The sequence below is a fragment of the Burkholderia sp. BCC1977 genome, from assembly GCF_905339595.1.
Lineage (GTDB): Bacteria > Pseudomonadota > Gammaproteobacteria > Burkholderiales > Burkholderiaceae > Burkholderia.
In genome coordinates this window covers 64775-89318 of sequence record NZ_CAJPGQ010000032.1, presented here as the reverse complement: position 1 = coordinate 89318, position 24544 = coordinate 64775, and the positions used below count along the sequence as shown (strand labels likewise).

Sequence of the window (24544 nt, the reverse complement as noted above, 5' to 3'; positions counted from 1 at the left end):
GAAACCCCCGCCCGAACAGGCGGGGGTTTTTGCATTTGGGGCACCGGAAATGTCGACCGCAGTGAGGCGTTGGCATGGCTGCCGTGTCGCCGGCGAGGGCGGGCACGAGGCGCCGGGCCTCCTCCTCGATACAAGTCGCTCGCGATATGCCGCGTGCGCTCAGACAATCGGAATTCCCGGTCGGTCGCTCAATTTGTCACGACTATCCACCATATTCCGTCATCCTGACCCGTTCACCAGCCTATTTGCACCTATCTCCTAAAAAGGAGGGGATTCGTGCTGGCTCTGCCAAGCCACTATCGGGGCATTTCTCGCGTCACCTCCTACCCACATTGTCACGGGGGGCGTTAGAAGCCGGTCCGGCGTCGAGATTCACCATCCTCCGCTGCCGCTTTTCGCCAAACAGGCGGGAAATTCATGCAAAACGACGCGTTGTTCGGCCCGTCCACGTAAAATTTGCGAATCTCCACCCCAGTAGCATCCAGAACGATGAACGCCGCCACTCAGATAGCTCGGGCCGTTTGCCCGCACGATTGTCCGGACACGTGCGCAATGCGCGTGACCGTCGAAAACGGCCGGGCGATCAAGGTCACGGGCGATCCCGATCATCCGCCCACGCAAGGCGTGTTGTGTACGAAAGTCAGCCGATATGCCGACCGCGTTCATCATCCCGACCGGCTCACCGTTCCCCTCAAGCGCGTCGGCGCGAAGGGGGAAGGGCGCTTCGTGCCGATCAGCTGGAGCGAAGCATTCGACGAAATCGGTCGTCGTCTCGGCGAAATCGCCGCGCGCGCGCCGGAGGCGATCGTGCCGTACAGCTACGCGGGTACGATGGGGCTCGTGCAGGGTGAAGGCATTGCGCAGCGGTTCTTCCATAAACTCGGCGCGTCCCGGCTCGAGCGGGCAATCTGCGCCGCGGCCGGTGCGGCAGGGCTGCGCTATACGTATGGCGGAAGCGTCGGCATGCATCTCGAGCATTTCGAGGAAAGCGAGCTGATCCTGATCTGGGGTGCCAATCCGATCGCATCCAGCCTGCATTTCTGGACCCGCGCGCAGGAAGCCAAGCGTCGCGGCGCCCGTCTCGTCGCAATCGATCCCTACCGCTCGCTGACGGCGGAGAAATGCCATCAGCACATCGCGTTGAAACCGGGCACCGACGGCGCGTTCGCGCTTGGCATGATGCATGTGCTGATCACCGAAGATCTGCTCGATCATGACTACATCGCGCGCCATACGCTCGGCTTCGATGCGCTCAAGGCGAGAGCCCTGTCCTATCCGCCGGAGCGCGTCGCGCAAATCTGCGGCATCGAAGCGACGGAACTGATCGAACTCGCCCGTCGTTACGGCGCGACCCGCAAGGCATCGATCCGCCTCAATTACGGCATGCAGCGCGTGCGCGGCGGCGGCAATGCCGTGCGCGCGATAGCGAGCCTGCCTGCGCTGACGGGCGCGTGGCGCGACCGGGCCGGCGGGCTGCTGCTGTCGTCGTCCGAATCCGCGCCGATCAATCAGGCGGCGCTGCTGCGCCCCGATCTGATGCCCGGTTGGCCGCACGAACTGCCCCGCACCATCAACATGAATGCGATCGGCGATGCGCTGCTGCATCCGGGCGACGCGACTTTCGGGCCGAAGGTCGAAGCGGTGATCGTCTACAACTCGAACCCGGTCGCGGTCGCGCCCGACTCGTCGAAAGTCGCCGCGGGGTTCGCGCGCGAAGACTTGTTCACGGTCGTTCTCGAGCACTTCAAGACAGATACGGTCGACTTCGCCGACATTGTGCTGCCGGCCACGACGCAGCTCGAGCATCTCGACGTCCACAAGTCGTACGGTCACACCTATGTGATGGCGAACCTGCCGGCGATTGCGCCGGTCGGCGACGCACGGCCGAACACCGAAATCTTTCGCGGCATCGCGCGCAGCATGGGACTCGACGAGCCCGCGCTTTATCACAGTGACGAAGAGGTCGCGCAGGCGGCGCTCCGTTGGGACGATCCGGCGCTCGACAGCGACTGGGACACGTTGAAGCGTGCAGGCTGGCTGAAGCTCAAGATGGCGGACGCGCCTTTCGCGAATGGCGGCTTCCGCACGCCCTCCGGCAAATGCGAGTTCTATAGCGCGCGACTCGAGCAAATGGGCATGGATCCGGTGCCCGATTACCTGCCGCCCTTCGAATCGGCGGAGGCCGCGCCGGAGCTTGCGGCCCGCTACCCGCTTGCGATGATTTCGCCGCCGGCCCGGCACTTCCTGAACAGCACGTTCGTGAATGTCGAAAGCCTGCGCAGCACGGAAGGCCAGCCGCACCTCGATATCCACCCGGCCGACGCCGATGCACGCGGCATCGGGGAGGGCGACGTCGTCCGCATCTTCAACGACCGCGGATCGATGCAGGCGGTCGCGAGAGTGACCGATCGTGCGCGGGCGGGACTCGTCGTCGGACTGTCGATCTGGTGGAAGAAATTGTCGGCGGACGGACGGAACGCGAACGAAGTGACGAGCCAGGCGCTGACCGATCTCGGCAACTCGGCGACGTTTTACGATTGCCTGGTGGAGGTTGAGCGGATTTGACCGAACTTCGCGATATGATCAGACGAATTTATTCGAAAGTTCGAAGTGGGCATCTAACCCTGTTGTCTCGGGACGGGCGAGCCGCTACGATGCGTTTTAGCACGACCATTCGAAAATCTGTGAGGAGACGCGCAGTATGGATAAAATTTGGCTGAAATCGTACCCACCCGGCGTTCCAGCCGAAATTGACGCGTCCCCGTATCCTTCCATCCCGGATCTCCTCGACGAAAGCTTCAAGCAGTATCGCGACCGCAAGGCGTTCGTCTGCATGGGCAAGAGCATCACGTACGGCGAACTCGATGCGCTGTCGCGCCAGTTCGGCGCATGGCTGCAGTCGCGTGGCCTGAAGCGCGGCGCGCGCGTCGCGCTCATGATGCCGAACGTGTTGCAGTACCCGGTGGCGATCGTTGCGGTGCTCCGCGCGGGCTACACCGTCGTCAACGTCAACCCGCTCTACACGCCGCGCGAACTCGAACATCAGCTGAAGGACAGCGGGGCGGAGGCGATCGTCATCCTCGAGAATTTCGCGTCGACGCTGCAGGCCGTCATCGCCAATACCGCCGTCAGGCATGTCGTGGTCGCGTCGATGGGCGACCTGCTGGGCATCAAGGGCTGGCTCGTCAATTACGTCGTACGCAACGTGAAGAAGATGGTGCCGGCCTGGCAGCTTCCGTCGTTCACGCGTTTCAAGGCCGCGCTGTCGGAAGGGGCGCGGCAGACCTTCAAGCCGCAGAAGCTCGGCCCCGACGACGTCGCGTTCCTCCAGTACACGGGCGGCACGACGGGTGTCGCGAAGGGCGCGACGCTGCTGCACCGGAACATCGTGTCGAACGTGCTGCAGGCCGGCGCATGGCACCATCCCGCGCACGAGAAGTACCCCGAAGTGAAGCAGTTCGTGACGGTTGTCGCGCTGCCGCTCTATCACGTGTTCGCGCTGACGGTCTGCGGTTTCCTGACGATGCGCACGGGCGGCATGGGCATCCTGATTCCGAATCCACGCGACATCGGCGGCATGATCAAGGAGTTGAAGGGTTATCAGATCTCGACGATTCCGGCCGTCAACACGCTGTATAACGCACTGCTGAACCATCCCGAATTCAACCAGCTTGACCTGTCGAAGCTCGTGATCGCCAACGGCGGCGGCATGGCGATCCAGGAGGGCGTCGCGAAGCGCTGGTATGAGAAGACCCATACGGCGATCGTCGAAGGGTATGGCCTGTCCGAAACGTCGCCGGTTGCGACCTGCAACCCCGTGACGGCGACCGAGTACAGCGGGACGATCGGCTTGCCGCTGCCGTCGACCGAGGTTGCCATCCGCGACGACGCCGGCAACGACGTCGCGCTCGGCGAGCCGGGCGAGATCTGCATCCGCGGGCCGCAGGTCATGGCCGGCTACTGGAACCGTCCGGAAGAAACCGCGAAGGTCATGTTCCCGGACGGCTTCTTCAAGACCGGCGACGTCGGCGTGATGGACGCGCGCGGTTACGTGAAGATCGTCGACCGGAAGAAGGACATGATCCTGGTATCCGGTTTCAACGTGTATCCGAACGAGGTCGAGGACGTGGTGGCGTCGCACCCGGGCGTGTTCGAGGTGGCGGCGGTCGGCGTGCCGGACGAGCACTCGGGCGAAGCCGTGAAGCTGTTCGTCGTGAAGAAGGACCCGGCGCTGACCGACAAGGACATCCTGGCGTACTGCAAGGAACGGCTCACCGGCTACAAGCGGCCGAAACTCGTCGAGTTCCGCACGGAGCTGCCGAAGACGAACGTCGGCAAGATCCTGCGGCGCGAACTGCGCGACGGACGCGCGTAATCCTGAAGTCGAACGAACGAGCCCGGCCTGTGCCGGGCTTTCTTGTTTGTGGCGCCGGCATCGGGGCTGCCGCGTCGTGGTCCGGCCATTGCCGGAACGACGCGCGTTCGACCGGGCACGTCGCGGCCGGCGGAACGACCCGGCCGGGCCGCCCGCAGCCGATTCGAATCGAACGGCGCGGGACCTCGTCGCATGCTGGAGTCAACAAACAGTGCCGCTCGCGTCGATGGAGCATCGCGAACGATTCATCGTCGCGAACGCGTTATCCGGCGATCATTCCGCTCACCGCTCACCGCTCACCGCTCACCGCTCACCGCTCACCGCTCACCGCTCACCGCTCACCGCTCACCGTCGCAAAAGAAAAAGGCGCCCGAAGGCGCCTTCAATATGCTGCGGCTTGTCAGGCAAGCTGATTAGAACTTGTGACGGATGCCGACGCGCGCTGCGACCTGGTTGCTGGTCGTCGACGGGTCGAGACCGTTGATCGAAGCATGCGCCTGAACGACGTTGCCTGCCGAGTCGAGCGCGTTGCCCGATGCATGCTGGTACACGCCGATCACGTAGACGTCGGTGCGCTTCGACAGGAAGTAATCGACGCCCAGCGAGCCCTGGTGGTACTTGGCTGCCGAGTTGCCGTCGATCTTGCTGCCTTGCGTGTAGTCGTACGCTGCGCCGACGATCAGCGCCGGGGTCAGCTGATACTTGAAGTTGATTTCGCCGTTGTTGAACGTCGCGGTCTGGTTCACGAACGGACCGACCGAGAAGCCCTTGAACTTCGTGTTCGAGTACGTCGCGCCGATCGTTGCCGCGCCGAACGTGTATGCACCGCCCGCGCCGATGACCTGGTACGTGTTCGCGCTGTTCGCATACGCGCCGTAGACCGGCGACGACACGGCCGTCGCGGCAGCCGACGCGCCGGTGTTGAACATGCCGCCGAAGTTCGCCGGCGTGCGTGCGTTCAAGTAGCCGACACCCAACACCAACGGGCCGTTGTTGTAACCGGCGCCGAGCGACCAGACCTGGTTCTTCGAGAACTGGCCGGCCTGGCCGCCGAAGCTGTACATGCCGCCGAACGAGAAGCCGCCGTAGGTCGGGCTCGTGTACTTGACCGCGTTGTTCACACGGTATGCGTTGTTGAAGTTGTCGAGGTCGCCCGGGTGAGCGGCGATGTAGCCGCCCCACTGGTCGCCTGCCTCGAGCGGGCCGACGAAGTCGACGACGGAGTCGTACTGGCGACCCAGCGTGACCGTACCGTACTGGCTCGACAGGCCGACGTAAGCCTGGCGGCCGAACATCAGGCCGCCCTGGCCGAGCTTGCCGGAGTTGACGTCAAAACCGTTCTCGAGCACGAAGATCGCCTTCAGGCCGCTGCCCAGATCTTCGGTGCCGCGCAGGCCGAAGCGGCTGCCTTGCATCACGCCGCTTGCCAGACCGTACAGGTGGCCGCCCTTTGCGTTGTTGTTGAAGATGAAGCCTTCATCGATGATGCCGTAGAGCGTCACGCTGCTTTGCGCATGGGCTGCGCCAGCAAACGCGCCCAGCGCGACGAGCGCGAGAAGCGACTTTTTCATTAACGGATCTCCAAGAATCACTGAATTTTTTTGGCGGGGCGGATAGTTATGTTGTGTTGACGGGCCCCATCAACTTCGCAGGAAGTCGCACGTAATGTAGCAAAGCCGATTTTTCCGACAAAGCGAAATGCCGTGGCTCCAGGCTGCCATGTTTCCTTTATGCAACAATGGTTAAAATCACGGGTTAACCGCAATTTCCGCTGAATAATCAAGTCGGTTACGTAGCGGAGCACGTGCCGTTGCCGCCCGCGGCAGCCCACGCAGCCAGGAGAACAGGATGGTGTTGGATGAACTGATCAGCGAATTCGATCGCGGCCTGCGATCGCTGACCGGCATTAGCCGGATGAGCCGCCCGGTGCCCGCGCCGGCGGAGCCGCCGGCCGACGAACTGACGCCCGCGGAGCGCGCGCACGCCGCCGGGCTGATGCGCGTGAACCACGTCGGCGAGGTCTGTGCGCAGGCGCTTTATCAGGCGCAGAAGCTGACCGCGCGCTCGTCGTCGTCGAAGGCGATGTTCGAGGAAGCCGCGCGCGAGGAGGAGGATCATCTCGCGTGGACAGCGCATCGGCTGAAGGAACTCGATTCGCGCCCGAGCCTGCTGAACCCGCTGTGGTACGCCGGCGCGCTCGCGATCGGTGTCGCCGCCGGCACGCTGGGCGACAAGGTCAGCCTCGGCTTCATGGCGGAGACGGAGCGCCAGGTCGAGAGCCACCTCGACGGGCACCTGTCCGAGCTGCCGGCGACCGACACGGCGTCGCGCGCGATCGTCGAGCAGATGCGGCTCGACGAGGTGAAGCACGGCAAGGCCGCGACCGACGCCGGCGGGATCGAACTGCCGCTGCCGGCGCGGATGCTGATGCGCGCCGCGTCGAAAATCATGACGAGCACTGCGTACTATCTCTGAGATTTGGGCCGGGGCGGCGCGCGACGCCGTCCTGGTCCGCCGTCCCCGATACCGCCCGTTTTTTCCGCGTTTTCCCGCCCCCGAAAGCCCCGTCCGCACGCCAGTCTGGCCCGCCTTTCTCACGTATCACCTTCACAAGTTGCACTAGCTCATTCATTTATAACGGTTTTTGGTATGAGGGGCCGCATGAGCATGTGCGCGTAAGTCCTTGTTCTAACTAACAAAATTCGTCAAAAAACCGGGCCGCTCCCTTGACCGTGCCAAACCCTTCCTCTAAAGTGGGAGACAGTGTGAGAAAGTGTATTTTTGTGTGATTTGGCGGGCTATTCGGGCTAAATTCTTGAGCGTTGAGCGGGTGCTTCGGTGCCCTGAACGGGAGAGCGGAAAGTGTTCCAAGGGGCGTCGGCGTTGACGCTCGATGCGAAAGGGCGGATGTCGGTGCCGGCTCGCTATCGCGAAGCGCTGCAAGGACAGGCAGAAGGACGGGTGACTGTGACCAAGCACCCGGACGGCTGCCTGTTGCTGTTTCCGCGCCCCGAATGGGAGGTATTCCGCGCCAAGATCGCCGCGCTGCCGATGGACGCACATTGGTGGCGGCGAATTTTTCTCGGTAATGCGATGGATGTCGATCTCGACAGCGCGGGCCGGATTCTCGTATCGCCCGAGCTGCGGATGGCGGCCGGACTGGAAAAGGAAGTCATGTTGTTGGGAATGGGTAGTCACTTCGAGCTGTGGGATTCGCAGACCTACATCGCGAAGGAGCAGGCAGCGATGGCGCAGGGCATGCCCGATGCGCTGAAGAACTTTACGTTCTGATTGCGGTGACGGAGACGCCCGCGATGGGAAAGGAATTGCAGCATCGGACCGTGTTGTTGGACGAAGCGGTCGATTCGCTCGTGACGCGGCCGGACGGCATTTATGTCGACGGTACGTTCGGACGCGGCGGTCATAGCCGCGCGGTGCTCGCGCGGCTGGCGCCGGCCGGCCGGCTGATCGCGTTCGACAAGGATCCGAGGGCGATCGAGACGGCGCAGCGCATCGAGGATGCGCGCTTCTCGATCGTGCATGACAGCTTTGCATCGATGCGCGACGCGCTTGCGGCGCGCGGCGTCGAGAAGGTGTCGGGTGTGTTGCTGGACCTGGGCGTGTCCTCGCCGCAGGTGGACGATCCGGCGCGCGGCTTCAGCTTCCGCGCGGATGGCCCGCTGGACATGCGAATGGATCCGACGCGCGGCGAGTCGGCGGCCGAGTGGCTCGCGCGGGCTTCGGTGCAGGAATTGACGGAGGTGATACGGGATTATGGGGAAGAACGGTTTGCTTTTCAGATTGCAAAGGCGCTTGTTGCTCGCCGGGCAGAGTCCGACCGTCTTGGGCCTCTCGACACCACGGGCGAGCTTGCCCAAATCGTGGGTAACGTCGTCAAAACCCGTGAGAAGGGCAAGGATCCGGCAACCCGCACCTTTCAGGCTATACGGATTCACGTCAATCAAGAGCTTGCGGACCTGCAAGTCGTACTAGACGCGGCATTGTCGTTGCTGGAGCAAGGAGGGCGGCTGGTGGTCATCAGCTTTCATTCACTCGAGGACCGGATCGTCAAGCGATTCATGCAGGCGCACGCGAGTGCGCCTGCGGTCGATCGTCGCCTGCCGATCCGTGCCGTCGACCTCCCGAGCCCGCCGCTCAAGATCATCAGCCGTCAGTTCCCGAGCGAAGCGGAAGTCGTCGCGAATCCGCGCGCCCGGTCGGCCGTGATGCGCATCGCGGAGCGCGTCACGCCATGAGCCGCTTCAACATCTTCCTGCTGATCATCGTGATGGGCTGCGCGCTGTCGGTCGTCAACTCGACGAACCAGCAGCGCCAGATCTTCATCCAGTTGCAGCGCGCGCAGTCGCAGGAGCGTCAGCTCCAGCAGGACTACGCGCAGCTTCAATATCAGCAGAGCGCGCTGTCCAAGACGTCGCGCATCGAGCAGCTCGCGAACGATTCGCTGAAGATGCAGCCGATCACCACCGGCCGCACCCAATACCTGACGCTGTCGCCGGGCGCCGTGAAGGCGATCGACGCGCCGATTCCCGCTTCGGCCGACACGGCCGCCAAGGGCAGCGGAGGCGTGCGATGAAGCCGTCGCAAAAACGCCAGGACGTGAAATTCTCGTCGAGCCCCGTGCTCGGCGTGCACCTGCCGATGTGGCGCTCGAAACTCGTCGTGTTCCTGCTGTTCATGGCGTTCGTCGCGCTGGCCGCGCGGGCGTTCTGGATCCAGGGGCCCGGCAACGCGTTCTATCAGAAGCAGGGCGAAAGCCGCTATCAGCGCACGCTCGAGCTGCCGGCCACGCGCGGCAAGATCCTCGACCGTAACGGGCTCGTGCTCGCGACGAGCCTGCCCGTGCGCGCGATCTGGGCGATTCCGGACGCCGTGCCGGACGATCTCGACGCCGGCAAGGTCAACCAGCTCGGCAAGCTCCTCGGCATGACGCCGAAGGAACTGCGCGTGAAGCTGTCCGAAGACAAGGGTTTCGTCTATGTGAAGCGCCAGGTGCCGATCGACATCGCGGACAAGGTCGCCGCGCTCGACATCCCCGGCGTCTATCAGCGCAACGAATACAAGCGCTTCTATCCGGAAGGCGAGATCACCGCGCACCTGATCGGCTTCACGAACGTCGAGGACGAAGGGCAGGAAGGCGTCGAGCTCGGCGACCAGAAGATGCTGTCCGGCACGTCCGGCGTGCGCCGCGTGATCAAGGACCGGATGGGGCACATCGTCGAGGACGTCGCCGAACAGATCCCGCCGCACAACGGGACCGACGTCGACCTGTCGATCGACAGCAAGATCCAGTACATCGCGTACGCGAACCTGAAGGCCGCCGTCGAGAAGTTCAAGGCGAAGGCCGGCGCGGCGATGGTCGTCGACGTGCGCACCGGCGAGGTGCTCGCGCTCGTCAACTATCCGACCTACAACCCGAACGACCGCTCGCGCATGACGGGCGAGCAGTTGCGCAACCGGATCATGACGGACGTGTTCGAGCCGGGCTCGATCATGAAGCCGTTCACGGTGTCGCTCGCGCTCGACCTGCATCGCGTGACGCCGAACACGCTGGTCGAAACGGGCAACGGGCATTTCGTGCTCGATGGCGCGCCGATCACCGACGACGCGGGTTTCGGCACGCTGACGGTCGGCGGCGTGATCCAGAAGTCGAGCAACATCGGCGCGACGAAGATCGCGATGACGATGCGGCCCGAGGAAATGTGGAATATGTATACGAGCATCGGCCTCGGCCAGGCGCCGAAGGTCGGGTTCCCGGGCGCCGTGGCCGGCCGCCTGCGTCCGTGGAAGAACTGGCGGCGCATCGAGCAGGCGACGATGTCGTACGGCTACGGCCTGTCGGTGTCGCTGTTCCAGCTCGCACGCGCCTACACGGCGATCGCGCACGACGGCGAGCTGATGCCCGTGACCATTTTCAAGACCGACCCCAATCAGCCGATCGTGGGCACGCAGGTGTTCAACCCGACCACCGCGCGCGAAGTGCGCGCGATGCTCGAGACCGTGGTCGCGCCGGGCGGCACGTCGCCGGATGCGGCCGTGCCGGGTTATCGGGTCGGCGGCAAGAGCGGTACCGCGTACAAGCATGAAGGTCACGGCTACACGCGCAAGTACCGCGCGTCGTTCGTCGGGATGGCGCCGATGCCGAATCCGCGCGTCGTGATCGCGGTGTCGGTCGACGAGCCGACCGCCGGCAGCCACTTCGGCGGCCAGGTGTCGGGCCCCGTATTCTCGGCGATCGCGGGCGATACGATGCGTGCGCTGAACGTGCCGCCGAACATGCCGATCAAGCAACTGGTCGTGTCCGACGACGCGCCGGGCGCGCCCGCCAAGACGGGCCCGCAAAAGCTCGCCGCGGGCGGCGGTGCGAAGCATATGATCGTATCCAGCACGACACGTAATTCACCAGGAGTTGTTCGATGAGCGCCGCTCGCAGTTCTCATCCGGCGCATCAGCAGATCGCGGCCGCGCTTGCGTGGCTGCGCCAGCATGTGGCCCCCGCGGCGCAACTGCATGCCGATACGCGCAGCCTGCAGGCTGGCGACGTGTTTCTCGGCTATGCCGTCGACGGGGCAGACAATCGCGCCTTCATTGCCGATGCCGTCGCCCGCGGCGCGGCCGCCGTGCTGTATCAGCCGGAAGGCCTCGCAGCCGCACCGGCCGTACCCGTCGCACTCGCGGTGCCGGCGCTCGATCAGCTGGCCGGCGAGATCGCCAGCGGCTGGTACGGCGACCCGAGCGACAGCCTGCTCGCCATCGGCGTGACCGGCACGAACGGCAAGACGTCGTGCACGCACTGGATCGCTGCCGCGCTGACGGCGCTGCACCAGCCGTGCGCGCTGATCGGCACGCTCGGCACCGGCATGCCGGGGCAGCTGGTGCCGACCGGCTTCACGACGCCGGACGCGCCGCAGTTGCAGCGCAGCCTCGCGCAACTGCACGACGCGGGCGCGAAGGCCGTCGCGATGGAAGTGTCGTCGCACGCGCTGCATCAGGGGCGCGTGAACGGCACGGCATTCGACATCGCCGTCTTCACGAACCTGACGCAGGATCACCTCGACTATCACGGCACGTTCGACGCGTACGAAGCCTCGAAGTCGAAGCTGTTCGCGTGGCGCGGCCTGCGCGCGGCGGTTGTCAATCGCGACGACGCAGCCGGCCGCCGCCTGCTCGAGAAGCTGGCCGGCCGCGTGCGCACGATCGCATACGGGATCGGCGACGCGCAGGCGGCCGACGCCGATCGCGAGCTGGTCGCGCTCGACGTGCGCGCGACCGCCACCGGCACGGCATTCCGCCTGCGCTCGTCGTGGGGCGACGCGAACGTCGAGGTCGGCACGCTCGGCACGTTCAACGTCAGCAATTTGCTCGCGGTGCTCGGCTCGCTGCTCGCGGCCGACTTGCCGTTCGACGCGGCGGTCGCGGAGATTGCGCGGCTCGAGTCCGTCAACGGCCGCATGCAGCGCCTCGGCGGCCGGCTGCAGAACGACGAACCGCTGGTCGTGATCGACTACGCACATACCCCCGACGCGCTCGAGAAGACGCTCGACGCGTTGCGCCCGATCGCGGCGGCGCGCGGCGGCCGGCTCGTCTGCATGTTCGGCTGCGGCGGCGATCGCGATGCGACGAAGCGTCCGCTGATGGGCGCGATCGCCGAGCGGCTCGCCGACGAAGTCGTCGTCACGAGCGACAACCCGCGCAGCGAGGATCCGCAGCGCATCATCGACCAGGTCATCGCGGGCATGACGGCGCCCGATCGCGCACGCCGCATCGAGGATCGCGCGAGCGCGATCCTGCAGGCCGTGCGCGGCGCGGCTCGCGAGGATGTCGTCGTGCTGGCCGGCAAGGGGCACGAGGCAACGCAGGAAATCATGGGCAAGAAGCGCACGTTCTCCGACCAGGATCACGCGCGGCTCGCGCTGGCAGCGCGCGCGACGCACGGCAAGGGAGGCGGCGAATGACGATGCTCAGTCTCGGCGAAGCCGCCCGCCTGATTCCCGGCGCCACCGTCCACGGCGACGCGGGCGTCACGTTCGACCGCGTGTCGACGGACAGCCGCACGGCGGGTCCGGGCGATCTGTTCGTCGCGCTGAAAGGCGAACGCTTCGACGCGCACGACTTCCTCGGCGATGTCGCCGCGCGCGGGGCTGCCGCGGCGCTCGTCGCGCACGCGCCGGCGGGTGTCTCGATGCCGATGATCGAAGGCGGCGAAACGCGTGCTGCGCTCGGCGCGCTCGCGCACGGCTGGCGCATGCGATTCCCGCTGCCGCTCGTCGCGGTGACGGGCAGCAACGGCAAGACGACCGTCAAGGAAATGATCGCGTCGATTTTCGCGGCGGCGGTCGGTGCCGACGCACGGCTTGCAACGGCCGGCAACCTGAACAACGACGTCGGCCTGCCGCTGACGCTGCTGCGCCTGTCGGCCGCGCATCGTCTCGCGGTGATCGAGATCGGCATGAACCACCCGGGCGAGACCGAAGTCCTCGCGCGCCTCACGGCGCCGACGGTCGCGCTTGTCAACAACGCGCAGCGCGAGCACCAGGAATTCATGGCGACGGTCGAAGCGGTCGCGCTCGAACACGCGGCCGTGATCCACGCGCTGCCGCCGGACGGCGTCGCGGTGTTCCCGGCCGACGACGCGTACGCGGGCATCTGGCGCGTCGCGGCAACCGGCAATCGGATCCTCGACTTCGCGCTGCACGATGCCGAACGGCAGAACGACGCGCAGGTCACCGGTCGCCTGCACGGCGGCGAACTCGAGATCGACACGCCGGCCGGCGCCGTCACGGTGCGGCTGCGGGCGCTCGGCGAGCACAACGCGCGCAACGCGCTGGCCGCGACGGCCGCGGCGCTGGGCGCCGGCGTCGCGCTGTCGGCGATCCGGCAGGGCCTCGAATCGTTCGAGCCGGTCAAGGGCCGGCTGCAGGTGAAGCAGGCGGCCGCCGGCAGCCTCGCGGGCGCGACGGTCGTCGACGACACCTACAACGCGAACCCCGATTCGATGCGCGCGGCGATCGACGTGCTGGCCGCACAACCGGCGCCGCGCGTGCTGGTGATCGGCGACATGGGCGAGGTCGGCGACGAAGGCCCGGCATTCCACCGGGAGATCGGTGCGTATGCGCACGAACGCGGGATCGATGCGCTGTTCGCGCTCGGCGACGCGTCGCGCGATGCATGTACGGCGTACGGCGACACGGCCCGCCATTTCGGCGATGTCGGTGCGCTGGTGACGGCGCTGCTCGCGGCGGGTTACGGCGCGCAGGCGACGGTGCTCGTGAAGGGCTCGCGGTACATGAAGATGGAGCGCGTGGTCGACGCGCTGACGAACCAATCCGCGGCGGGCACGGTGCCCGCCGCACACTGAGTAGAAGGAAGGAAGCATGCTGCTGGCGCTGGCGCAATGGCTGCAAGGAGACGCAAGCTTTTTGCGCTTGTTCACGTACCTGACGTTCCGTGCGGTGATGGCTACCATCACCGCGCTCGGTATCGGGCTCGTGTGCGGACCGTGGGTGATCCGCAAGCTGACGCAAATGAAGGTCGGGCAGGCCGTGCGCAAGGACGGCCCGCAGAGCCATCTCGTCAAGTCCGGCACGCCGACGATGGGCGGCGTGCTGATCCTGATCGGCATCGCCGTCTCGACGCTGCTGTGGGGCGACCTGACGAACCGTTTCATCTGGATCGTGATGCTCGTCACCTTCGGCTTCGGCGTGATCGGCTGGGTCGACGACTACCGCAAGGTCGTCTACAAGGACCCGCGCGGGATGTCGTCGCGCGAAAAGTATTTCTGGCAGTCGGTGATCGGCCTGTTCGCGGCGGTCTACCTCGCGTTCAGCGTGTCCGAGGCGAACAACGTGCGCGTGTTCGACCTGTTCATGGCGTGGGTGCGCAGCGGCCTGTCGATGGGGCTGCCGGCGCGGGCCGACCTGATGCTGCCGTTCCTGAAGTCGATCAGCTACCCGCTGGGCGTCTGGGGCTTCATCGTGCTGACCTACTTCGTGATCGTCGGCGCGAGCAACGCGGTGAACCTGACCGACGGCCTCGACGGTCTCGTGATCATGCCGGTCGTGCTGGTCGGCGCGTCGCTCGGCGTGTTCGCGTACGTGATGGGCAGCTCGGTCTATTCGAAATACCTGCTGTTCCCGCACATCCCGGGCGCCGGCGAACTGCTGATCTTCTGTTCCGCGATGGGCGGGGCGGGGCTCGCGTTCCTCTGGTACAACACGCACCCCGCGCAGGTGTTCATGGGCGACGTCGGCGCGCTGGCGCTCGGCGGCGCGCTCGGCACGGTCGCGGTGATCGTGCGCCAGGAAATCGTGCTGTTCATCATGGGCGGCATCTTCGTCGCGGAAACGCTGTCGGTGATGCTGCAGGTGTCGTGGTTCAAGTACACGAAGAAGCGTTACGGCGAAGGGCGGCGTCTGCTGAAGATGGCGCCGCTGCATCACCATTTCGAATTGTCCGGCTGGAAGGAAACGCAGGTGGTGGTGCGTTTCTGGATCATCACGCTGATGCTGTGCCTGTTCGGTCTGTCCACCCTCAAGCTGCGGTAAAGGAAAGGTAACAAGGATGTCTGGCGAGATGTTTGGAGATCGGCAGCGGCCGATGGTGCTCGTACTGGGACTCGGGGAGTCGGGTCTCGCGATCGCGCGGTGGTGCGCGAGGCACGGGTGCCGGCTGCGTATTGCCGATACCCGCGAGGCGCCGCCGAACCTTGCCGCGCTGCAGGCCGAAGGCATCGATGCGGAATTCGTCGGCGGGCCGTTCACGCCCGCGCTGCTCGACGGCGGCATCGAGATCGTCGGGCTGAGCCCCGGCCTGTCGCCGCTCGAACCGGCACTGGCGGCGCTGATCGCGGCCGCGAACGAGCGCGCGATCGCGGTGTGGGGCGAACTGGAATTCTTCGCGCAGGCGCTGCGGGCGCTCGGCACGAGCGGCTACCAGCCGAAGGTGCTCGCGATCACCGGCACCAACGGCAAGACCACGACGACGAGCCTCACGGGCCTGCTGTGCCAGCGTTCGGGCAAGAAGGTCGCCGTCGCCGGCAACATCAGCCCGGCGATGCTCGACCGGCTCGCGGGTGCGATCGACGAGACGGCGCTGCCCGACGTCTGGGTGCTCGAACTGTCGAGCTTCCAGCTCGAGACGGCGCGCACGTTCGCGCCCGACGCGGCCGCGATTCTCAACATCACGCAGGATCACCTCGACTGGCACGGCAGCTTCGACGCGTATGCGGCGGCGAAGGGCCGGATCTTCGGCGCGACGACGACGCGCGTGCTCAACCGCGACGATGCGGCCGTGATGAAGTTCGCGCCGGCCGCCGGCGCGGCCGATGCGGCGCGCACGGTCACGTTCGGCCTGAATGAACCGGCGCAGGACGGCGACTACGGCCTGTCGCGCGACAACGGCATCGCGTGGCTGGTCGAGGCGGTCGACCGCGACGCGCCGGACGAAACGACGACGAGCCGCAGGCGCAAGCGCGACGGCGCGCATACGCCCGACATCGCGCAGAAGCGCCTGATGCCGGCCGACGCGCTGCGCATCCGTGGGCTGCACAACGCGGCGAACGCGCTGGCCGCGTTCGCGCTCGCGCGTGCGATCGACCTGCCGGCCGCGCCGCTGCTGCACGCGCTGCGCGAATACCGCGGCGAAGCGCATCGCGTCGAAGTGATCGCGACGATCGACGACGTGGACTACGTCGACGACAGCAAGGGCACGAACGTCGGCGCGACGGTGGCCGCGCTCGACGGGCTCGCGCAGAAGATCGTGCTGATCGCCGGCGGCGACGGCAAGGGTCAGGATTTCGCGCCGCTGGTCGCACCGGTCGCGCGCTGGTGCCGTGCGGTGATGCTGATCGGCCGCGACGCGCCGGCGATTCGCGACACGCTTGCCGAAACCGGCGTGCCGCTTGCCGACCACACGACGCTCGAAGGCGCGGTGCGGGCCGCCGCCGAGCTCGCCGAGCCGGGCGATGCGGTGCTGCTGTCGCCCGCGTGCGCGAGCCTCGACATGTTCAGGAACTACGCCCATCGCGCGGATGTGTTCCGCGCGGCGGTGGATGAAATCGCCATCGACAAAGGAGCGACGCCATGAGCTGGTCCGATCGCCTCGTCTCGCGTTTCAACGACCGGCGCGACACCGGCGGCAATGCGGCCGGCGGCCGCGTCGCGTCGGCCACGCGCGCCGCGACCGGCGGCCTCGCGAGTGTCGTCAACGGCGTGCGGCCGAGCCGCTCGCGGATGCTCGACTTCGACTACTCGCTGCTGTGGGTCGCGATCGCGCTGCTCGGGCTCGGCGTCGTGATGGTGTATTCGGCGTCGATCGCGATGCCCGATTCGCCGAAATACGCGTCGTATCACGATTACGCGTTCCTGATGCGCCACTGCATATCGCTCGTCGTCGCGTTCATCGCGGCGGTGATCGCGTTCCGCGTGCCCGTGTCGACCTGGGACAAATACGCGCCGCATCTCTTCCTGATCGCGCTGGTCAGCCTCGTGATCGTGCTGATTCCGCACGTCGGCAAGGGCGTGAACGGCGCGCGCCGCTGGATTCCGCTCGGCATCACGAACATGCAGCCGTCGGAAATCATGAAGCTCGCGGTGACGATCTACGCGGCGAACTACACGGTGCGCAAGCAGGAGTACATGCAAAGCTTCGCGAAGGGCTTCCTGCCGATGGCGTTCGCGGTCGGTCTCGTCGGCGCGCTGCTGCTGCTCGAGCCGGACATGGGCGCGTTCATGGTGGTCGCCGCGATCGCGATGGGCGTGCTGTTCCTCGGCGGCGTGAACGGCAAGCTGTTCGGCGGCCTGGTCGCGACGGCGGTCGGCACCTTCACGATGCTCGTATGGCTGTCGCCGTGGCGTCGCGAGCGGATCTTCGCGTATCTCGATCCGTGGGACGAACGTTATGCGCAGGGCAAGGCATACCAGCTCACGCACTCGCTGATCGCGTTCGGCCGCGGCGAGTGGTTCGGCGTCGGCCTCGGCGGCAGCGTCGAGAAGCTGAACTACCTGCCCGAAGCGCATACCGACTTCATCCTCGCGGTGATCGGCGAGGAACTCGGCTTCGTCGGCGTGCTGGTCGTGATCCTGCTGTTCTACTGGATCGTGCGCCGCGCGTTCGAGATCGGCCGCCAGGCGCTCGCGCTCGACCGCACGTTCGCGGGTCTGACGGCGAAGGGCATCGGTATCTGGTTCGGCGCGCAGACGTTCATCAACATGGGCGTGAACCTCGGCCTGCTGCCGACCAAGGGCCTGACGCTGCCGCTCGTGAGCTACGGCGGCTCGGGCATCTTGCTGAATTGCGTCGCGCTCGCGGTACTGCTGCGGGTCGACTATGAAAATCGCGTATTGATGCGCGGAGGGAAAGTATGACCGCGTCGCGACGCACGCTGATGGTGATGGCAGGCGGCACCGGGGGCCACGTGTTCCCGGGGCTCGCGGTCGCGCACCGGATGGAAGCGGCGGGCTGGCGCGTCGTATGGCTCGGCAATCCGGCCGGGATGGAAGCGACGCTCGTGCCGAAGCACGGCATTCCGATGGAATACGTGCGCTTCGGCGGACTGCGCGGCAAGGGCCTGAAGACCAAGCTGACGCTGCCGTTCAACCTGCTGCGCGCGTGCTGGCAGAGCCTGGGCGCGCTGCGCCGCGTGCGGCCGGACGTCGTGCTCGGGATGGGCGGCTACATCACGTTCCCGGCGGGCGTGATGACCGCGCTGTCGGGCCGTCCGCTCGTGCTGCACGAACAGAATTCGATCGCCGGTCTCGCGAACAAGGTGCTCGCGAAATTCGCGAAGCGCGTGCTGGTTGCGTTCCCCGGTGCGCTGCCGCACGCGGAATGGACCGGCAACCCGATTCGCGCGGAACTTGCGCGCACGGAAACGCCCCAAGCACGCTATGCGTCGCGCAGCGGCCCGCTGAACGTGCTGGTCGTCGGCGGCAGTCTCGGCGCCGCCGCGCTGAACGAAGTCGTGCCGCGCGCGCTGGCGCTGCTGGCGCCGGGCGAGCACCCGCGCGTCGTGCACCAGGCCGGCGCGAAGCACATCGATGCACTGAAGGCGAATTACGAAGCGGCCGGTTTCGCCGGCGGCGACGACGTGCGGCTCGTGCCGTTCATCGACGACATGGCGACCGCGTACGCAGCGGCGGATCTCGTGATCTGCCGCTCCGGCGCGATGACGGTGTCGGAGATCGCGGCGGTGGGCGTGGCGGCGCTGTTCGTGCCGTTCCCGTACGCAGTCGACGATCACCAGACGACCAACGCCGCGTTCCTCGCCGATGCGGGCGCGGCGGTGCTGGTGCAACAACGCGACCTGTCGGCGGAACTGCTTGCCGACTGGCTGCGCGGCCAGTCGCGGGCGTCGCTCGCGGACATGGCGGAGCGTTCGCGCTCGCTGGCGAAGCCCGAGGCCACCGATGAAGTCGCGCGCGTCTGCGCGACGGTGGCCGGCGCGAACCTGGAACAACTGCAATGAAACACATCGTCAAACATATTCATTTCGTCGGGATCGGCGGCGCGGGCATGAGCGGCATCGCCGAAGTGCTCGTCAACCTCGGCTACGAGGTCAGCGGCTCCGACCTGTCGCGCAATGCGGTGACCGACCGTCTCGAGGCGCTCGGCGCGCGGATCGCGATCGGCCACGACGCGGCGAACATCGAGGGCGCGAACGCGGTCGTCGTGTCGACGGCCGTGCGCTCGGACAACCCCGAAGTGCTGGCCGCGCGCCACCAGCGCGTGCCGATCGTGCAGCGTGCGGTGATGCTCGCGGAACTGATGCGCCTGAAGCAGGGGATCGCGATTGCCGGCACGCACGGCAAGACCACGACGACGAGCCTCGTCGCGAGCGTGCTCGCGGCGGGCGGGCTGGACCCGACCTTCGTGATCGGCGGCCGGCTGATCAGCGCCGGCGCGAACGCACGGCTCGGCACGGGCGACTTCATCGTCGCCGAGGCCGACGAGTCGGACGCGTCGTTCCTGAACCTGTATCCGGTGATCGAAGTCATCACGAACATCGACGCCGATCACATGGACACCTACGGCCACGATTTCGCGCGGCTCAAGCAGGCGTTCATCGAATTCACGCAGCGCCTGCCGTTCTACGGCAGCGCGGTGGTGTGCGTCGACGATCCGAACGTGCGGCAGATCATCCCGTTCATCTCGAAGCCGGTCGTGCGCTACGGGCTGTCGCCGGATGCGCAGGTGCGCGCGGAAGACATCGATGCGCGCGACGGCCGCATGCACTTCACGGTGATCCGCGAAGGCCGGGCGCCGCTCGCGGTGGTGCTGAACCTGCCGGGCCTGCACAACGTGCAGAACGCGCTCGCGGCGATCGCGATCGCGACCGATCTCGGCGTGGCGGACGACGCGATCCAGCAGGCGCTGGCGGAATTCAACGGCGTCGGCCGGCGCTTCCAGCGCTACGGCGAGGTGCCGAGCGCGGACGGCGGCCAGTACACGCTGATCGACGACTACGGCCACCACCCCGTCGAAATGGCCGCGACGATCGCGGCCGCGCGCGGCGCGTTCCCGGGCCGCCGCCTCGTGCTGGCGTTCCAGCCGCACCGCTACACGCGCACGCGCGACTGTTTCGACGACTTCGTCAACGTGCTGTCGACGGTCGATGCGCTGGTGCTGACGGAAGTCTATGCCGCGGGCGAAGCGGCGATCGCGACGGCCAACGGCGACGCGCTGTCGCGTGCGCTGCGCGCGGTGGGGAAGGTCGACCCGGTGTTCGTCGCGACGGTCGACGACGTGCCGGACGCATTGGCCAAGGTCGCCCGGAACGGCGACGTGGTAATCACGATGGGTGCGGGCTCGATCGGCGGCGTGCCGGCGAAGCTTGCGCAACACACACAACAGAAGGCATGACATGAGCGGGATCGATCCGAAACGTTTCGGCAAGGTGGCGGTGTTGTTCGGCGGCGAGTCCGCCGAGCGCGAGGTGTCGCTCACCTCGGGCCGTCTCGTGCTGCAGGGCCTGCGCGACGCGGGCATCGACGCGCATCCGTTCGACCCGGCCGAGCGGCCGCTGTCGGCGCTGAAGGACGAAGGCTTCGTGCGTGCGTTCAACGCGCTGCACGGCGGCTACGGCGAGAACGGCCAGATCCAGGGCGCGCTCGACTTCTACGGGATCCGCTACACGGGCAGCGGTGTGCTCGGCTCGGCGCTCGGCCTCGACAAGTTCCGCACGAAGCTCGTGTGGCAGCAGACGGGCGTGCCGACGCCGCCGTTCGAGACGGTGATGCGCGGCGACGACTACGCGGCGCGCGCGACGGACATCGTCGCGAAGCTCGGCCTGCCGCTGTTCGTGAAGCCGGCGAGCGAAGGCTCGAGCGTCGCGGTGCTGAAGGTGAAGACGGCCGACGCGTTGCCCGCCGCACTGTCGGAAGCCGCGACGCACGACAAGATCGTGATCGTCGAGAAGAGCATCGAAGGCGGCGGTGAATACACTGCGTGCATCGCCGGCGATCTCGACCTGCCGCTGATCAAGATCGTGCCGGCCGGCGAGTTCTACGACTACCACGCGAAGTATGTCGCCGACGATACGCAGTACCTGATTCCGTGCGGGCTGCCCGCGGAACAGGAAGTGGAACTGAAGCGCATCGCGCGTCGCGCGTTCGACGTGCTCGGCTGCACCGACTGGGGCCGGGCGGACTTCATGCTCGACGCCGCCGGCAACGCGTATTTCCTGGAAGTGAACACGGCCCCCGGGATGACCGATCACTCGCTGCCGCCGAAGGCCGCGCGCTCGATCGGCATCAGCTATTCGGAGCTGGTCGTGAAGGTGCTGTCGCTTACGCTCAACGACTGACGCAGGAACGGAACGACGTATGTGGAACAACGTTCGCCAACTCAACCTTGCCGCCAGCGCGCTGTACGCGCTGCTGCTGCTCGTGTTGGCGGCGGCCGGCTGCTACTGGCTGATCCAGCGTCCGACGTTCGCGTTGCGCGAAATCCGGATCGACGGCGACACCGAGCACATCAACTCGCCGACGGTGCGTGCGGGCGTGGTCGGCCGGCTGAAGGGCAATTTCTTCACGGTCGATCTCGACACGGCGCGTGCCGCGTTCGAGCAGATGCCGTGGGTGCGCCACGCGAGCGTGCGCCGGGTGTGGCCGAATGCGCTGGCTGTCACGCTCGAGGAGTACAAACCGCTCGGGACCTGGGGCAGCGCGCAGCTCGTGAGCGTCGACGGCGAGCTGTTCACCGCGAACCAGGGCGAACTGGATCAGGAACTGCCTGCGTTCGACGGCCCGGAGGGCAGTGCGAAGGAAGTCGTCACGCGGTATCGCGACTTCGCGAACTGGTTTGCGCCGCTGAAGGCGGCGCCGGAAGAAGTGACGCTGTCGGCGCGCTACGCGTGGACGGTGAAGCTGTCGAACGGCATGCAGGTCGAACTGGGCAAGGAGCGCACCAGCGAAACCCTGCATGACCGGAGCCAGCGCCTCGTCGCCGCGTGGTCGGCCGTCACGGAGCGTTGGGGCAACGACATCGAGTACGCGGACCTGCGTTATCCGAACGGATTCGCGATTCGTGCGGCAGGCATGCGGTTCCTGACCGATACCGACAAGCGCAAGAAGTAACGAGAGATCACACGCAAGAGCACTTTATGAGCAAAGACTACAAGGATCTGCTGGTTTCCCTCGACATCGGCACGTCGAAGGTGGTGGCCATCGTCGCCGAGCTGAAGGGCGAAGGCCATTACGAGGTGATCGGCCTCGGCCAGAGCGAATCGAAGGGTCTGAAGAAGGGCGTGGTGGTCAACATCGAGGCCACCGTGCAGTCGATCCAGCGCGCGCTCGAGGAAGCCGAGCTGATGGCCGACTGCAAGATCACCAACGTGTTCACGGGGATTGCCGGCAGCCACATCCGCAGCTTCAACTCGAGCGGGATGGTCGCGATCAAGGACAAGGAAGTCACGCAGACCGACGTCGCGCGCGTGATCGAGACCGCGAAGGCGATCAACATCCCGACCGACCAGCAGGTGCTGCACATCCTCACGCAGGAATTCATCATCGACGGCCAGGAAGACGTGCGCGAGCCGATCGGGATGAGCGGCATCCGCCTCGAGGTGAAGGTGCACATCGTGACGGGCGCGGTCAGTGCCGCGCAGAACATCGTCAAGTGCGTGCGCCGCTGCGGGCTGGAAGTGAACGACCTGATCCTGCAGCCGCTCGCGTCGTCGCTGGCGGTGCTGACGGAAGACGAGAAGGATCTCGGCGTGGTGCTGGTCGACGTCGGCGGCGGCACGACCGACATCGCGATCTTCGCCGAAGGCGCGATCCGCCACACCGCGGTGATTCCGATCGCCGGCGACCAGATCACGAGCGACATCGCGATGGCGCTGCGCACGCCGACGCCGGACGCGGAAGACATCAAGGTCGGCTACGGGATCGCGAAGCAGGCGCTCGCCGATCCGGACGAGATGGTGGAAGTGCCGGGCCTCGGCGAACGCGGTCCGCGCACGCTGTCGCGCCAGGCGCTTGCCGCCGTGATCGAGCCGCGCGTCGAGGAACTGTTCTCGCTCGTGCAGCAGGTCGTGCGCGAGTCGGGTTACGAAGAACTGCTGAGCTCCGGCGTGGTCATTACCGGCGGGGCTTCGATGATGCCGGGCATGGTCGAGCTCGGCGAAGACATTTTCCTGAAACCGGTGCGCATCGGCGCGCCGGAATACGCAGGCGGCCTCGCCGACGTGGTGCGCAACCCGCGCTACTCGACGGCGATGGGCCTGCTCGTCGAAGGCAGCGCTCAGCGCATGCGCGGCCGCAAGGTCGCCGTGCAGTCCGGCAACGCGGGGCAGATCTTCTCGCGGATGAAGGAATGGTTCCTGAGCAACTTCTGACGGACGAATCGAATCGAAATTCGCGCTGGTGCCGGCGGCTGGCGCGCGACAGGGGGTTGCCCGATCTCCTGCCGAATAACGGCCGAGCAGGTTTATTTTCTTGACGGAGGCAACAATGGAATTCGAAATGCTGGAAACCGAAACCAACGGCACCATCATCAAGGTGGTGGGCGTTGGCGGCGCTGGCGGCAATGCCGTTCAGCACATGATCAACCGTGGCGTGCAGGGCGTCGACTTCATCGTGATGAACACCGACGCACAGGCGCTGTCGCGTGCGCGCGCACCGTCCGTGATCCAGCTGGGCAACACCGGCCTCGGCGCCGGCGCGAAGCCGGAGATGGGCAAGGCGGCGGCGGAAGAGGCGCGCGAGCGCATCGCCGATGCACTGCGTGGCGCGCACATGGTGTTCATCACGGCCGGCATGGGTGGCGGCACGGGCACGGGCGCAGCGCCGGTGGTCGCGCAGATCGCGAAGGAGATGGGCATCCTGACGGTGGGTGTCGTCAGCAAGCCGTTCGAATTCGAAGGCGGCAAGCGCATGCGCGTCGCGGAAGCAGGTTCGCAGCAACTGGAGGATCACGTCGACTCGCTGATCGTCGTCCTGAACGACAAGCTGTTCGACGTGATGGGCGATGACGCCGAGATGGACAAGTGCTTCCAGTGCGCGGACGACGTGTTGAACAACGCGGTGGCAGGCATTGCTGAAATCATCAATGTCGATGGCCTCGTGAACGTCGACTTCGAAGACGTGAAGACGGTGATGGGCGAGCAGGGCAAGGCGATGATGGGCACGGCGACGGTCGCCGGCGTCGATCGCGCGCGCCTCGCGGCGGAACAGGCCGTGGCGAGCCCGCTGCTCGAAGGCGTCGATCTGTCGGGCGCGCGCGGCGTGCTGGTCAACATCACGTCGAGCCGTTCGCTGCGCCTGTCGGAGACGCGCGAAGTGATGAACACGATCAAGAGCTACGCGGCGGAAGATGCCACGGTGATCTTCGGTGCGGTGTACGACGACGCAATGGGCGATGCGCTGCGCGTGACGGTCGTGGCGACGGGTCTGGGCCGTGCGGCGAAGAAGCAGCAATCGGCGCCGATGACGCTGCTGCGCACGGGTACCGACAACCAGCCGGTCAGCGCGGTCTCGCACGGCTATGCGCAGCCGCAACACGTCAGCACGGCCGACTACGGCGCGCTCGATACGCCGGCGGTGTGGCGCAACTCGCGCGAAACCGCGGCATCGCACGTGCAGGCGCTGCAGGAAAAGGGTGTCGACACGTACGACATCCCGGCTTTCCTGCGCAAGCAGGCTGACTGACGACGCA

General features: G+C 66.3%; 19 protein-coding genes. 18 read left to right on the top strand and 1 reads right to left on the bottom strand.

Annotation, left to right across the window (positions count from 1 at the left end):
* Window positions 1–489 precede the first annotated feature (489 nt).
* Window positions 490–2565: a molybdopterin oxidoreductase family protein gene (locus U5771_RS24250; protein ID WP_322026296.1), complete on the top strand. Its 2076-nt coding sequence runs from the start codon at window positions 490–492 to the stop codon at window positions 2563–2565.
* Between the two features lie 136 nt (window positions 2566–2701).
* Window positions 2702–4375 carry a long-chain fatty acid--CoA ligase gene (locus U5771_RS24245; protein WP_322026295.1) on the top strand — a complete coding sequence of 558 codons (1674 nt, stop codon included), beginning with the start codon at window positions 2702–2704 and terminating at the stop codon, window positions 4373–4375.
* Between the two features lie 413 nt (window positions 4376–4788).
* On the opposite strand, the gene U5771_RS24240 is transcribed toward U5771_RS24245, so the two are convergent.
* Window positions 4789–5946, bottom strand: a complete 1158-nt coding sequence (locus tag U5771_RS24240) for a porin (protein ID WP_322026294.1) — start codon at window positions 5944–5946, stop codon at window positions 4789–4791.
* 277 nt (window positions 5947–6223) lie between these two features.
* Here U5771_RS24240 and coq7 point away from each other — a divergent pair, with 277 nt between their 5' ends.
* From coq7 to ftsZ, 16 genes are all read left to right on the top strand, one after another.
* Window positions 6224–6850 carry a 2-polyprenyl-3-methyl-6-methoxy-1,4-benzoquinone monooxygenase gene (coq7, locus tag U5771_RS24235; RefSeq protein ID WP_322026293.1) on the top strand — a complete coding sequence of 209 codons (627 nt, stop codon included), beginning with the start codon at window positions 6224–6226 and terminating at the stop codon, window positions 6848–6850.
* Between the two features lie 387 nt (window positions 6851–7237).
* Window positions 7238–7666: a division/cell wall cluster transcriptional repressor MraZ gene (gene mraZ / locus U5771_RS24230; RefSeq protein ID WP_006400450.1), complete on the top strand. Its 429-nt coding sequence runs from the start codon at window positions 7238–7240 to the stop codon at window positions 7664–7666.
* 23 nt (window positions 7667–7689) lie between these two features.
* A complete protein-coding gene (gene rsmH / locus U5771_RS24225; protein WP_322026292.1) occupies window positions 7690–8631 on the top strand; it encodes a 16S rRNA (cytosine(1402)-N(4))-methyltransferase RsmH in 942 nt (313 codons plus the stop codon).
* Window positions 8628–8969 (top strand): cell division protein FtsL, encoded by a 342-nt coding sequence (gene ftsL, locus U5771_RS24220; protein ID WP_322026291.1) that lies wholly within the window; start codon window positions 8628–8630, stop codon window positions 8967–8969. The genes rsmH and ftsL overlap by 4 nt, the downstream gene beginning before the upstream one ends.
* Window positions 8966–10813 (top strand): penicillin-binding protein 2, encoded by a 1848-nt coding sequence (locus U5771_RS24215; RefSeq protein ID WP_322026290.1) that lies wholly within the window; start codon window positions 8966–8968, stop codon window positions 10811–10813. Before ftsL ends, U5771_RS24215 begins: the two co-directional genes overlap by 4 nt.
* Complete coding sequence (locus U5771_RS24210; protein WP_322026289.1) at window positions 10810–12348, top strand: UDP-N-acetylmuramoyl-L-alanyl-D-glutamate--2,6-diaminopimelate ligase; 1539 nt, start codon at window positions 10810–10812, stop codon at window positions 12346–12348. The genes U5771_RS24215 and U5771_RS24210 overlap by 4 nt, the downstream gene beginning before the upstream one ends.
* Window positions 12345–13751: a UDP-N-acetylmuramoyl-tripeptide--D-alanyl-D-alanine ligase gene (locus U5771_RS24205; protein WP_322026288.1), complete on the top strand. Its 1407-nt coding sequence runs from the start codon at window positions 12345–12347 to the stop codon at window positions 13749–13751. Before U5771_RS24210 ends, U5771_RS24205 begins: the two co-directional genes overlap by 4 nt.
* Before the next feature lie 16 nt (window positions 13752–13767).
* Window positions 13768–14937 (top strand): phospho-N-acetylmuramoyl-pentapeptide-transferase, encoded by a 1170-nt coding sequence (gene mraY, locus U5771_RS24200; protein WP_322026287.1) that lies wholly within the window; start codon window positions 13768–13770, stop codon window positions 14935–14937.
* A 28-nt stretch (window positions 14938–14965) separates the two neighbouring features.
* The gene (murD, locus tag U5771_RS24195) at window positions 14966–16477 is read left to right on the top strand and encodes a UDP-N-acetylmuramoyl-L-alanine--D-glutamate ligase (RefSeq protein ID WP_322026286.1); all 1512 of its coding nucleotides are present in this window, start codon (window positions 14966–14968) and stop codon (window positions 16475–16477) included.
* Window positions 16474–17757, top strand: a complete 1284-nt coding sequence (gene ftsW, locus U5771_RS24190; protein WP_085042294.1) for a putative lipid II flippase FtsW — start codon at window positions 16474–16476, stop codon at window positions 17755–17757. Before murD ends, ftsW begins: the two co-directional genes overlap by 4 nt.
* A complete protein-coding gene (gene murG, locus U5771_RS24185; RefSeq protein ID WP_322026285.1) occupies window positions 17754–18857 on the top strand; it encodes an undecaprenyldiphospho-muramoylpentapeptide beta-N-acetylglucosaminyltransferase in 1104 nt (367 codons plus the stop codon). Before ftsW ends, murG begins: the two co-directional genes overlap by 4 nt.
* On the top strand, window positions 18854–20251 hold the full coding sequence (gene murC, locus U5771_RS24180) for a UDP-N-acetylmuramate--L-alanine ligase (RefSeq protein ID WP_322026284.1): 1398 nt from the start codon (window positions 18854–18856) through the stop codon (window positions 20249–20251). Before murG ends, murC begins: the two co-directional genes overlap by 4 nt.
* Window position 20252: 1 nt before the next feature.
* Window positions 20253–21194 (top strand): D-alanine--D-alanine ligase, encoded by a 942-nt coding sequence (locus U5771_RS24175; RefSeq protein ID WP_322026283.1) that lies wholly within the window; start codon window positions 20253–20255, stop codon window positions 21192–21194.
* A gap of 19 nt (window positions 21195–21213) precedes the next feature.
* On the top strand, window positions 21214–21966 hold the full coding sequence (locus tag U5771_RS24170; RefSeq protein ID WP_322026282.1) for a cell division protein FtsQ/DivIB: 753 nt from the start codon (window positions 21214–21216) through the stop codon (window positions 21964–21966).
* Between the two features lie 26 nt (window positions 21967–21992).
* Window positions 21993–23225, top strand: coding sequence for a cell division protein FtsA (gene ftsA / locus U5771_RS24165; protein WP_044844232.1), 1233 nt, complete (start codon window positions 21993–21995; stop codon window positions 23223–23225).
* Window positions 23226–23340: 115 nt separating this feature from the next.
* Window positions 23341–24537: a cell division protein FtsZ gene (gene ftsZ, locus U5771_RS24160; protein WP_011883181.1), complete on the top strand. Its 1197-nt coding sequence runs from the start codon at window positions 23341–23343 to the stop codon at window positions 24535–24537.
* Window positions 24538–24544: the final 7 nt, after the last annotated feature.

Coding starts and splice junctions, on each gene's coding strand:
- ftsW (WP_085042294.1), top strand. CDS start 16,474: ATGAGCTGGTCCGATCGCCTCGTCTCGCGTTTCAACGACCGGCGCGAC.
- U5771_RS24205 (WP_322026288.1), top strand. CDS start 12,345: ATGACGATGCTCAGTCTCGGCGAAGCCGCCCGCCTGATTCCCGGCGCC.
- murD (WP_322026286.1), top strand. CDS start 14,966: ATGTTTGGAGATCGGCAGCGGCCGATGGTGCTCGTACTGGGACTCGGG.
- U5771_RS24215 (WP_322026290.1), top strand. CDS start 8,966: ATGAAGCCGTCGCAAAAACGCCAGGACGTGAAATTCTCGTCGAGCCCC.
- rsmH (WP_322026292.1), top strand. CDS start 7,690: ATGGGAAAGGAATTGCAGCATCGGACCGTGTTGTTGGACGAAGCGGTC.
- ftsZ (WP_011883181.1), top strand. CDS start 23,341: ATGGAATTCGAAATGCTGGAAACCGAAACCAACGGCACCATCATCAAG.
- U5771_RS24240 (WP_322026294.1), bottom strand. CDS start 5,946: ATGAAAAAGTCGCTTCTCGCGCTCGTCGCGCTGGGCGCGTTTGCTGGC.
- murG (WP_322026285.1), top strand. CDS start 17,754: ATGACCGCGTCGCGACGCACGCTGATGGTGATGGCAGGCGGCACCGGG.
- mraY (WP_322026287.1), top strand. CDS start 13,768: ATGCTGCTGGCGCTGGCGCAATGGCTGCAAGGAGACGCAAGCTTTTTG.
- U5771_RS24175 (WP_322026283.1), top strand. CDS start 20,253: ATGAGCGGGATCGATCCGAAACGTTTCGGCAAGGTGGCGGTGTTGTTC.
- U5771_RS24250 (WP_322026296.1), top strand. CDS start 490: ATGAACGCCGCCACTCAGATAGCTCGGGCCGTTTGCCCGCACGATTGT.
- murC (WP_322026284.1), top strand. CDS start 18,854: ATGAAACACATCGTCAAACATATTCATTTCGTCGGGATCGGCGGCGCG.
- coq7 (WP_322026293.1), top strand. CDS start 6,224: ATGGTGTTGGATGAACTGATCAGCGAATTCGATCGCGGCCTGCGATCG.
- ftsA (WP_044844232.1), top strand. CDS start 21,993: ATGAGCAAAGACTACAAGGATCTGCTGGTTTCCCTCGACATCGGCACG.
- ftsL (WP_322026291.1), top strand. CDS start 8,628: ATGAGCCGCTTCAACATCTTCCTGCTGATCATCGTGATGGGCTGCGCG.
- U5771_RS24245 (WP_322026295.1), top strand. CDS start 2,702: ATGGATAAAATTTGGCTGAAATCGTACCCACCCGGCGTTCCAGCCGAA.
- U5771_RS24210 (WP_322026289.1), top strand. CDS start 10,810: ATGAGCGCCGCTCGCAGTTCTCATCCGGCGCATCAGCAGATCGCGGCC.
- U5771_RS24170 (WP_322026282.1), top strand. CDS start 21,214: ATGTGGAACAACGTTCGCCAACTCAACCTTGCCGCCAGCGCGCTGTAC.